The following is an 11,118-nucleotide window of genomic DNA, read 5'->3' as shown; positions in this document are numbered from 1 at the left end:
TTGTTTTTCTGTCTGGTTTTAGAAATAAAAAAACCTCTGGCACAAAGTACCAGAGGTTTCACCAATTAATCCCTGTTTAGTTAAAATGGGTATTTTCCTTGCTCGATCATATAATCGGCAATTTGTCTTCTAAGTTCCTTGGTATTCACTAAATCCGCTTTTGTGAATCTTTTCAGGCCCATAAGCATCACTTTTTGTTCATCTCCTTTGGTAAAACTTGCGATGGCTTCTTTTGCTGCTGCATTTATTTTATCTATTGCTTCAGCCAAATATACTTGACTCATGGCTATCTGCATTGCAGTGGCTTCTTCACCTTGAATACTCACAAGTTTCTCACTTCGAAGAATAGCAGATTCTGCAGCATAAATCTCGATCATCACATCGGCCAGATTCATCATGATTTCCTGCTCCTCTTCTATTTTATCTTGCAATGCCATCGCTGCTTTTCCTCCGACCATTAAGAATACTTTTTTCAACTTCTTCAACACTTCTTTTTCTGAGGCAAATAACTCAGAAGTGTCAATGGTTTCGAAAGAAGGTACCGAGGTCAATTCCGCTGAAACTGCCATCGCAGGCTCAAATAAGTTGATTTCCCCTTTCATTGCTCTTTTCAAAAGCATTCCGATCATCAACATCCGGTTGATTTCATTCGTCCCCTCATAAATACGGGCGATACGGGCATCACGATAAGCTCTTTCCATTGGTGCCTCTGCAGAATAGCCCATTCCTCCATATACTTGGACTCCTTGATCCACTACATAATCCAATACTTCAGACCCATGTATTTTGGCGATGGCGCATTCCATGGCGAAAGCTTCGACTCCTTTTAATTTGGCTTGACTTTCCTCCATTCCTTCCGCCACGAAAGAATTAATCTGCTCCTCTATATCCTGACCAGCTCTATAGCAAAGCGATTCTGAAACGTAAGTTCTTATGGCCATTTCTGCCAACTTGGATTTAATTGCTCCAAAGGTGTTGATACTTACTCCGAATTGTTTTCTTTCCGTGGAGTATTTGATCGCCTTGGTAGTGACAGCTCTTACACCTCCTAAAATCCCAGAGCCTAATTTTATTCTTCCAATATTTAAGATATTCACTGCTATCTTAAATCCATTTTGTCGCTCCGATAACATATTTTCTACTGGAACTTTACAATCATTGAAGAATACCTGACGGGTAGAAGAGCCTTTGATTCCCATCTTTTTCTCCTCTTCATTCATGGTAATCCCACCAAATGTTTTTTCAACAATAAAAGCAGTCAGGTTCTTATCGTCTTCTATCTTAGCAAAAACTATAAATAGGTCAGCAAAACCTGCATTGGAAATCCACATTTTTTGTCCGTTGATCAAATAATGCTTACCGTCCGGAGTCAATTCAGCTTTGGTTTTTCCACTATTCGCATCCGAGCCAGCATCTGGCTCAGTTAAGCAATAACAAGCTGCCCACTCACCGGTTGCTAGTTTGGGAAGATACTTTTGCTTTTGTTCTTCTGATCCATAGTACAAAATCGGAAGGGTTCCAATTCCGGTATGCGCTCCATAAGTAGTAGAGAATGACCCTGCTGATCCAATAATGTCTGCAATCAACATGGAGGTGACGAAATTCATCCCCATCCCTCCATATTCTTCAGGTACAGAGATCCCCAACAAGCCCAATTCTCCGGCTTTTTTGAAAATGGAGGGAACTAGATCAGGATTTTTCATACTATCAATCTCCTCAATTTTTGGAGTGATTTCGGTGTCAATAAAGTCCTGACAAGCCTGTGCCATCATTTTTTGTTCTTCCGTATATTCCTCAGGAATAAAAATTTCTTGTGCTGAGGTTTCCCGAACCAGGAATTCTCCTCCTTTGATAGATTTTGCTAAAGTTGCCATTTGGAATGCTATTAAATTTTTTCTTTTTCGATTTTGAAGCTTGAATTATTTCAATAATTCATACACACCTGCGACTCCTTGGCCTCCACCAACACACGCAGTTACGAGGCCATACTTTTTATTTTGTCTTCTTAGCTCGTTAAAAATCTGCACCGATAGTTTTGCTCCGGTACAACCTAGTGGGTGCCCTAATGCCACTGCACCACCATTGACATTGACAATATCAGGATCCAAGTCCAATGACTTAATAACTGCCAAACCCTGAGCAGCGAATGCCTCATTCAATTCTACTAAATCAATATCTTGAAGACTAAGTCCTGCTTGCTTCAGGGCTTTTGGAACAGCCTCCTTTGGACCAATTCCCATAATTCTTGGATCCACCCCAGCAACACTGTAAGACATTAATCTTGCTACCGGTTCCAAGTTGAGAGACTTCATAAACTTCTCAGACATCACCACAACAAAAGAAGCTCCGTCAGAAGTTTGGGAAGAATTACCTGCAGTAACCTGGCCTCCATTTTTAAAGGCAGGCTTCAAACTGGACAAAACTTCCATGGTCGTACCAGGTCTAGGACCCTCGTCTGTGTCTACCACATATTTTCTGGTTTTCTTTTTCCCTTTTTCGTCCAAATAAGTTTCTTCTACTTCTACAGGGACGATTTCATCTTTGAATTTCCCTTCGGCAATAGCGGCCAAGGCTCTCTCATGGGAACGAACTGAAAAGGCATCTGCCTCTTCTCTAGTAATGTCATATTCTTTTGCCAATTCCTCTGCTGTCAGTCCCATACTGATATAATAGGATGGATGCTCAGTGGCAATTTTATAATTCAAAACCGTTTTATAACCCATCATCGGTACCAAGGACATACTTTCAGTTCCTCCAGCAATGATGCAATCAGCCATTCCTGCTTTCACCTTTCCTACAGCTAAAGCAATCGCTTCCAATCCGGAGCCACAATACCTGTTGATGATAAATCCAGGGTTATCGATTCCGAGCGCAAGCAAAGAAATCATTCTACCCATTTGCATGCCTTGTTCTGCCTCGGGTACTGCATTTCCAACAATCAAATCATCTATGTGCTTTACTTCCAAACCAGGAGTATTAGCAATCAAATGAGTGATTACATCAGCTGCCAGATCATCCGGTCTATAAAATCTAAATCCTCCTTTTTTGGCTTTACCAACTGCCGATCTATATCCGTTTACTATATATGCTTCCATTTTAATGCTTTTTGAGTTATTGAGTTTCTTAATACCAGGCGGTTTAATTTCTAAGTGGTTTTCCCTTGAAGAGTATGCTATGGATTCTTTCCAAGGTCTTTTTCTCTCCGGTCAAACTTAAAAATGCCTCCCGTTCCAAATCCAATAAATATCGTTCTGATACTTCTGTTGGAGAAGACAAGTCTCCCCCTGACATTACCCAAGCCAGTTTTCTTGCAATTTTAGCATCATGTTCAGATATATAGGCTCCGTATCGCATTCCGGTTATACCTGCTTCAAACAAAGCCAAGGATTCCTTACCTAGTACTTTGATGTCCTTTTTTTCTATAGGCTGTGAGTAGCCCTCATTAAATAGAGAAATTACTTTGGATTTGGCATCTGCCAATTGTCTCTTACGATTCAATGTAATTCCATCGCTCTTTCTCAGATACCCTAAACCTTTTGCTTCCTGAGCAGAGGTGGAAACCTTTGCCATGGCAATGTTCATAAAGTATTCTTGTAGTTGATTTAATTCCACATCCCCATTGATCAAGCTATCCGAAAATCTTAGGGTCATTTCCTTGGTACCACCTCCCGCAGGAATTAATCCAACACCGACTTCCACTAGACCCATATATAATTCTGCATGAGCTTGTACATGATCTGAATGTAAAGAGAGTTCACATCCTCCTCCCAAGGCCATATTATGAGGAGCTACCACCACTGGAACTGAAGAAAATCTAGCTCGCATCATGGTGTTTTGGAATTGGGCAATCATTAAATTGATCTCATCGAAATCCTGATCCCCGGCAAACATAAACAACATGGCAAGGTTGGCTCCAGCAGAGAAATTGGCTCCCTCGTTTCCGATCACCAATCCTTTATAAGATTTTTCTGCCATTCCAATCGCGGTATTGATCCCTTCCACCACTTCGGATCCCATGGAATTCATTTTGGTATGAAATTCCAATCCGATAACCTCATCGCCCATATCATAGACTGTAGCTCCAGCATTTCCCCAAATCTTTTTCCCAGCAGATTTCAAGGTATCAAGAATGATGAAATCCTCTATTCCAGGAACTTCCTTGTATGTCTTGGTTGGAATATCATAATAGTGTTTTTTACCCGCCTCTACCTTATAAAAAGAAGAATTGCCAGCGTTTAACATTTCATAAACCCAAGCTGCTGGTTTTTCGCCCGCTGCTTCCATTTTTTCTACAGTATCCTTAACTCCAAGAATATCCCAGCTTTCAAATGGTCCATATTCCCACCCAAAACCTGCACTCACTGCCTGATCAATTCTATACAATTCATCAGCTATTTCCGGTATTCTATTGGAACAGTACCTGAACAAGTCATAAAATGTGGTACGGTAAAATTCACCAGCTTGATCATCGAAATTGACCAAAAATTTGATTCGTTCTTTTAGGTCTTCAATGCTTTTGGATGCTTCTAAGGCTTTGAATTTTGGCTTTTCAATATCCTTATATTCGAAGGTGTTGAAGTCAATTTCTTTTAACTCTTTCGATCCATCTTTATGACGAATCATTTTGAAATAACCTTGGCCTGTTTTATCTCCAAACCACTTATTGTTATAGAGAACTTCAACTATTTTTGGAAGTTTAAACTTCTCTCTGGATTCATCATTGGGAAGAGCTTTGTAGAGGTTATTGGCCACATTCACAGTGGTATCCAAGCCCACTACATCCATGGTTCTAAATGTGGCTGATTTTGCTCTCCCTATCACCGTTCCCGTCAATTTATCGACTTCGGAAACTCCTAAGCCCATTTTCTCTATAGAATGCATAGCCGAAATAATGGCATACACTCCAATTCTATTGGCGATAAAAGCCGGAGTATCTTTGCACAAGACCGTTTCTTTACCCAAAAATTTATCTCCAAAATCCATCAGGAATTCGATGATTTCAGGATTTGTTTTCGGTCCAGGTATAATTTCCAATAACCTGAGATAGCGAGGAGGATTGAAAAAGTGAGTTCCTGCAAAATTGATTTGAAAATCTTCCGACCTGCCTTCGCACATCATATGCATCGGAATACCCGATGTATTGGAGGTAATCAAGGTTCCTGGTTTCCGAAATTTTTCAACCTTTTCAAAAAGGGATTGCTTAATATCCAATCGTTCTACCACCACTTCCATAATCCAGTCATAATCTTTGATTTTAGGTAAATCATCATCAAAGTTTCCCGTCTGAATTCTTGAGGCAAAATCCTTATCATAGATAGGCGATGGTTTAGCTTTTAGGGTATTTTGCAAAGCCGTATTTACGATCCTATTTCGGACTATTGGGTGCTCTTTCGTTAATCCTTTTTTTTCTTCCTGTTCCGTCAATTCAAAAGGAACAATATCTAATAAAAGTACTTGTACACCTATGTTCGCGAAATGACAGGCAATTCTTGACCCCATCACTCCTGAACCTAAAATGGCGACATTTTTTATGGTTCTTTTCATTTCTTTGGGTTTTTCTGTAGTTATAGGCCTTTTATGGCTCTTTTTTATAGTTCAAATATGATTTTGTTGATTTCATCTGATCCTTCGGACTGAACCTGATCGATCACCAATTGAATTTTCTCAAAAATTTGAAAGAAGTTTTTCAAATCAGCTTCACTTACTACCTCTCGAATCTGTTCGTTAAACTCCCTAATAGTGGCAATTGAAATTTCTTTTTTTCTTTTTCCTTCCTCCGTCAAAAAAATTCTAACGGATCTTTTATCTACAAGATCAGGCTTCTTATAAATGAGTCCTTTTTCCTCCATGTTTTTCAGCATCCGAGTCAGGCTCCTTGTTTCCAAACCCATCATCGGCGCTATTTTCGTTGCCGGTGTCCCTTCTTTAGAATTTATATTAATCAGGACAAAACCAATCGCAGTAGTGAAACCTTCTCCTGCTGCCTTCTGATTGTACATTCTAGAAATGGCATGCCAGGCGCTTTTAATATGATAATCAACTGTTTCTTCTCGCTTCATACTGCAGATTTTGTCCAAATTCTAAGGACAACTAATGTAACGAAAATTTTGTATGCATGCATACTATATTGATTAAAAAGTTATGCATGCATCACAAATTAAAAATGGTAATTTTTAAATTAACAAAACTATTTATTAGTAATACTAAGTTAAATAAAAATATTCAGAATATAATTTAAGAAATACTTCCTTTTCCAAATCATGTTTGGCTAAATACCAAAGTCTCAAATTTTAGTTCATATACCTTCAGAAACATTAATTGATCTGGATCAAAAGAATATCAAGAATTATAAAGAGTTTCCACCTCTTTCTCATACTTACCCAAGATGATTTTCCTCTTCAATTTCATGGTAGGTGTTAATTCACCGGATTCGATAGACCATGGATCAGGAAGAATTTTAAAGCGTTTGATGGTTTCCCATTTTGCAAAATACTTGTTCATGTCCTCTATAATTCTTTCGTATTTGGCAATAACTTCTGGCCTTTCTACCATTTCGGCCAATTCAGTAAATGGATATCCTTTGTGCCTGCAATATTCTTTCAAGCCATCTTCGCTGGGCACGATCAAAGCTGCAGGATAATTTCTGTTTTCGCCAACTACCATTACCTGGTCAATGAGACTGGATTCCTTGATTTTATTTTCTATTACTTGTGGAGCAACGTATTTGCCTCCAGAAGTTTTAAACATCTCTTTCTTTCGATCCGTAATCTTTAAGTATTCTCCATCGAGCTCACCTATATCTCCAGTATGGAACCAGTCGTTTTGGAGCACCTCAGTCGTGAGATCCTCCTGCTTGTAATACCCTTGCATCACATTGGGTCCCTTCACCAGAATTTCACCATCTTCAGCGATTCTCACTTGAACTCCTTCTAAGATTTTGCCCACATAACCAATTCTAATCTCCTCATGGCTACAAATTGAGGATGAAACCACCGGAGATGTCTCTGTAAGTCCATATCCTTCACAAACCGGGATGCCTGCTGCCCAGAAAATTCTAGCTAATCGAGGTTGTAAAGCAGAGGCACCTGAATTGATCTGAATTATTTCACCTCCCAAAGCTTCCCTCCATTTACTGAATATTAATTTATTGGCCATTTTAAGCTGCCAATTATACCAAGCTCCTTGATCAGTTGCCGGATCATATTGATTTCCTAATTTCAAAGCCCAAAAGAAAAGTGACTTCTTTATTCCTTTCAATTCATATCCCTTGGATACGATCTTATCATAAATTTTTTCCAAAAGTCGGGGAACGGTATTAAATCCATGAGGTTTGATTTCTCTTAGATTATCTCCAATTTTTTCAAGGCTTTCTGCATAGTAAATCGATATACCCAAATAGAAACAACAAAATGAACCTGTTCTCTCAAAAATATGGCAGATTGGCAAAAAGCTTAGGACTTTACTGGTTCCCTTTTCAAGGAGTAATCGTTCAGAAACTGCCAACACATTGCTTAGCACATTTTGATGGGTCAACATAACACCTTTAGGTCTACCCGTGGTCCCAGAAGTATAAATAATCGTAAAAAGATCATCTGCAGTAACTTCAGATTTGGCTTTTTCTAGTTCTGCAAGATCTCCACTTTGTCCCGTTTCCATAAAATCTCTCCAAAATTCTACTCCCTCCAATTGCTGAAAACAGAAGATTTTTCTTCCGTCTGCAGCTTCTTGTGCTTTAGTTAGAATTTCCTGGTCTCCCACAAAAATCATTTTAACTTCTGCATGATCGAATATGTATCGATAATCCTCAGTCGTTATCGTAGGGTACATAGGAATGGAAATCGCCCCAATTTGTTGCAAAGCCAAGTCTACAAAATTCCATTCAGGTCTGTTTTGAGAGATAAGGGCAACTTTATCATTCTTTGATATTCCCGCTTTTAAAAATGCCAAACTCAAATTATCAATTATTTCCTTTACTTCTCGGGAAGAGTAGGTTTGCCAAGTATCATTTTCCTTAAAAGCTAGTGAAATCTCTTTATCGTATTCACTAATCTGATATGGGATGAGATCAAATAATCGATGTAAGGCCATTTTGTGTTTTTTGGGTTATGGATAAATAAGTTAATGAAAAAATGACTTATTCTAGAATCTATCCACATTGTCCACTTGGTAATAGTTATTATATCTTATTTAAATAAAAATCTTATTACAGTTATTAGGTCTGTGGATTTGTGGACAAAGGAGATTAAAAAAGTTCTCCACGATTCTTTGGTGCTTTATTCTTTCTTATCCTAACAGTTATACCAGCTTTTTCCACATGTAAATCATTGATTTTCTGGTTACTGATTTTTTATCCACTATTTTGAAGTTTTTTCCTGCTTATTAACTGTTAGTAAAATAGCTGTGGATTACTTATTGGGCTTCTGTGGACATTTCAGCACTTATCCCCGAATGGTAAGATTTTGTTTTTTCCATTTTTCAAGTATGGGGATAAGTCTATTTTTTTCCTGTTTTTGTTCACTCTTTTCCACAGTTAATGCCAAGTTATCAACAGGTCTTTTTTGTCTTAATTTAAGCCTGTTTTAGGCGTTGCTTCGATGGTCAAATCTTCTGTAATCCAGCCTGATTTTATAACTATGTCTTGTGAATTGGTATCTGGATGTACGTAATAAAATACTCTTTCAGCATACCTTTCCTCCAAATAATTTGAAGGATCCCAGTGACGATTTTTATTCAAGTCTTCGATTACCCGTATTTTGTATGTAATTGGTTCCAATAATTCAAATTTGAATTCATTCCCTTCAGTTATATAAAGCTCTTTTATTATCTGGGATTTTGAATCAATTAATTGAACTATATAGGGTGCTGTAGCCCCTACAATTTGGCCTGATAACTCGTCTGCTAGGGTTTCTCTTTTAAGTTTTCTATAGTTTGCTGCTAAAACTGCTTCATTGAATTGCCCTTCAATATCTCTGAAGGTTGAGTCTGCAGCTTTGATAGTAACTATATCAGTGGTTAAAGAGTCGGGTATTATAAGTTGGATATTCAATTGATCTCTTTTCATGGAGTCTTGAAAAGAGATCATTTCAGGAGTTATAGTGATTTGGAATGCTGTATCGTACGCGATGTATAAAGAATCGTAGGATATATCTGCAATTGGTTTATTGAAGGTTAATTCGATTAATAAGTCTTGGTAAAAGTTTTTCCCGGAATTGACTGTATAGGTTAATTTTTCAGCTCTTCTTTTGCTCTCCTCAAACTTGGCATAAATGGTAGTGTCTACTTTAAAACTTAATGAATCCTGGAGTTGAAGATCAATTTTCACACTGTCTTGAATAGGCTGTGTTGAATAGAGCGTAATTTTTTTATCTGTTACTATATAGAAGATATCTTTTCCTATTCTTTCATTTGCCAATTCAATTTCTAATGGGTCCTTGTTGAGTACTAGATCATAGTTTCCTCCGGAGGTAGATGATCTCGTTAGTTTTATTTGTGTTTGGTCAGCATTTGATAAATTAAATATTGCTCCTGATACTTCATCTTGGATATCTATCGTATCCAAGATGAAGTCATAAGCTTCGCTTTTATATTCTGCTTTGAGTGAATTGTTATCATCATGCCAAGCATAAGCTCTATATTTTCCCGCTTTGATGTTTTCTATTGAGAAATTTCCTAATGAATCTGCTTGGCTTAGGTAGTAGGGAGGAGCTGTAAATACATCAGTTGTATCATTTGATTCATATAATCCTATAATTACATTTTCGTATAAAAAACCTCTTTTTGGGAAGTAATTATTGACTTTACCGCTAAATTTTAGGCTATCAATTGTTTCTCCTGTAGAAAAAACAAGTTTTAAATTTTCTGTTGGGTTTCCCTCAGATAAATCCTCAATTGATTTTTGGAAGTTGAATACATAAGTAGTACTGTCTTCTAAATCCTGATTCAATTCTATTTTTACCGTGTTTTTTAATGCTGTAATTACCAATTCATCTTTATCTACCTTAGGAGTGATGATGATATTTTTATTCGGGTTATCAAGTTTAATATATTCATCGAATACGATTAGTATTTCCTCAGGTCTTTGGTTCAAACTTTGATTGGAAGGAAACATTTCTAGAACCACGGGTGGATCTTGATCCCTTGGCCCACCCATTGGAGTACTTTGCTTTGCACATGCATAAAATAGGAAAGCGAGGAAAAGGAATGATATGTATAATCTGTATTTCACTTCTTTTTAAAAATAAAGAGATTACTGGAGTATTGTCCCATTTCGTTTTTCGCAGCTTTGTTGGATTTCCATCCTGATATTACTGCTTTTAGGTATTTTGAAATGGTAGATTGTTCTGGATGAAGATATCCTTCGGATAACAAGGATACATAGTAGCTGTCAAAAGGCATTGGTTTAGTTTCAACAAGCTCTAAATCAAATAGTTGTTCAAAATTTTTGATAGCTGTGGAATTGAAGTGATATAAATGCCTGGGTACATCCCATCCTGCCCATTCTTTGCCATAGTTCTGAGCATCCCAAGAGGTTGGATTTGGAACAGCAAATATAATGTAACCATCTGATTTTAAGTGGTTTATGAGTTTTTTTATAGTTTTCCTTAGTGTATGGATGTGTTCCAAAACATGAAAGAGACTGATCACATCATATTTCTTTTTATCTTCTAATTGATCGATGGTTCTTACCACTGAATCTTCCAATAAATGATTTGCTTGTTCTCGGGCTTTTTTAGTAGGTTCTACTCCTTTTATCTTCCAACCCTTTTGTTTAGCGGCATATAGGAATTCTCCTGTTCCGCAGCCATAATCCAAAAGTTTGCCTGTTCCTTTTAGAGAAGTAATCAGTTTTACTTTCTCAGAAACTGCATAATCCCTTACCTTATTATAAATGAATTGGGTAATGCTTTTATTATTCTTTTCGTGGGAATAATATTCTGGGAAATCATAGTAAGGACCTATTTTATCTTCCTTGGGTCTAGGATTAGTAAAAAGTAGAGAGCAATTCTGGCATTGGCAGATAATGAAGGTCTCCTTGCTTACTGCATAATCTTTGATTTCTGTGTAATTAAGAAAAAGCCCACTTTTGCAGAGTGGGCATTTACTGAGTCTTTCAGCCAT

At 37.5% G+C, this 11,118-nt stretch carries 7 protein-coding genes; all 7 read right to left on the bottom strand.

The features are described from left to right. Window positions 1-80: 80 nt before the first annotated feature. Window positions 81-1,874: an acyl-CoA dehydrogenase family protein gene (locus BUR11_RS15660; protein ID WP_074225909.1), complete on the bottom strand. Its 1,794-nt coding sequence runs from the start codon at window positions 1,872-1,874 to the stop codon at window positions 81-83. Window positions 1,875-1,919: 45 nt separating this feature from the next. Then, the gene (locus BUR11_RS15655) at window positions 1,920-3,095 is read right to left on the bottom strand and encodes a thiolase family protein (RefSeq protein WP_074225908.1); all 1,176 of its coding nucleotides are present in this window, start codon (window positions 3,093-3,095) and stop codon (window positions 1,920-1,922) included. 43 nt (window positions 3,096-3,138) lie between these two features. Continuing rightward, window positions 3,139-5,544, bottom strand: a complete 2,406-nt coding sequence (locus BUR11_RS15650; protein WP_074225907.1) for a 3-hydroxyacyl-CoA dehydrogenase/enoyl-CoA hydratase family protein — start codon at window positions 5,542-5,544, stop codon at window positions 3,139-3,141. Window positions 5,545-5,588: 44 nt separating this feature from the next. Then, on the bottom strand, window positions 5,589-6,059 hold the full coding sequence (locus BUR11_RS15645) for a MarR family winged helix-turn-helix transcriptional regulator (protein WP_074225906.1): 471 nt from the start codon (window positions 6,057-6,059) through the stop codon (window positions 5,589-5,591). 280 nt (window positions 6,060-6,339) lie between these two features. Beyond that, on the bottom strand, window positions 6,340-8,088 hold the full coding sequence (locus BUR11_RS15640) for an AMP-dependent synthetase/ligase (RefSeq protein WP_074225905.1): 1,749 nt from the start codon (window positions 8,086-8,088) through the stop codon (window positions 6,340-6,342). 475 nt (window positions 8,089-8,563) lie between these two features. Beyond that, the gene (locus BUR11_RS15635; protein ID WP_074225904.1) at window positions 8,564-10,225 is read right to left on the bottom strand and encodes an Ig-like domain-containing domain; all 1,662 of its coding nucleotides are present in this window, start codon (window positions 10,223-10,225) and stop codon (window positions 8,564-8,566) included. Further along, window positions 10,222-11,118, bottom strand: a complete 897-nt coding sequence (locus tag BUR11_RS15630) for a class I SAM-dependent methyltransferase (protein WP_074225903.1) — start codon at window positions 11,116-11,118, stop codon at window positions 10,222-10,224. The genes BUR11_RS15635 and BUR11_RS15630 overlap by 4 nt, the downstream gene beginning before the upstream one ends.

Origin of the sequence: Algoriphagus halophilus (assembly GCF_900129785.1) — a bacterium.
GTDB classification, from domain to species: domain Bacteria; phylum Bacteroidota; class Bacteroidia; order Cytophagales; family Cyclobacteriaceae; genus Algoriphagus; species Algoriphagus halophilus.
The sequence above is the reverse complement of the archived record's forward strand: the minus strand, read 5'-3'. Positions and strand labels throughout refer to the sequence as shown.

Coding starts and splice junctions, on each gene's coding strand:
- BUR11_RS15660 (WP_074225909.1), bottom strand. CDS start 1,874: ATGGCAACTTTAGCAAAATCTATCAAAGGAGGAGAATTCCTGGTTCGG.
- BUR11_RS15655 (WP_074225908.1), bottom strand. CDS start 3,095: ATGGAAGCATATATAGTAAACGGATATAGATCGGCAGTTGGTAAAGCC.
- BUR11_RS15650 (WP_074225907.1), bottom strand. CDS start 5,544: ATGAAAAGAACCATAAAAAATGTCGCCATTTTAGGTTCAGGAGTGATG.
- BUR11_RS15645 (WP_074225906.1), bottom strand. CDS start 6,059: ATGAAGCGAGAAGAAACAGTTGATTATCATATTAAAAGCGCCTGGCAT.
- BUR11_RS15640 (WP_074225905.1), bottom strand. CDS start 8,088: ATGGCCTTACATCGATTATTTGATCTCATCCCATATCAGATTAGTGAA.
- BUR11_RS15630 (WP_074225903.1), bottom strand. CDS start 11,118: ATGGCTGAAAGACTCAGTAAATGCCCACTCTGCAAAAGTGGGCTTTTT.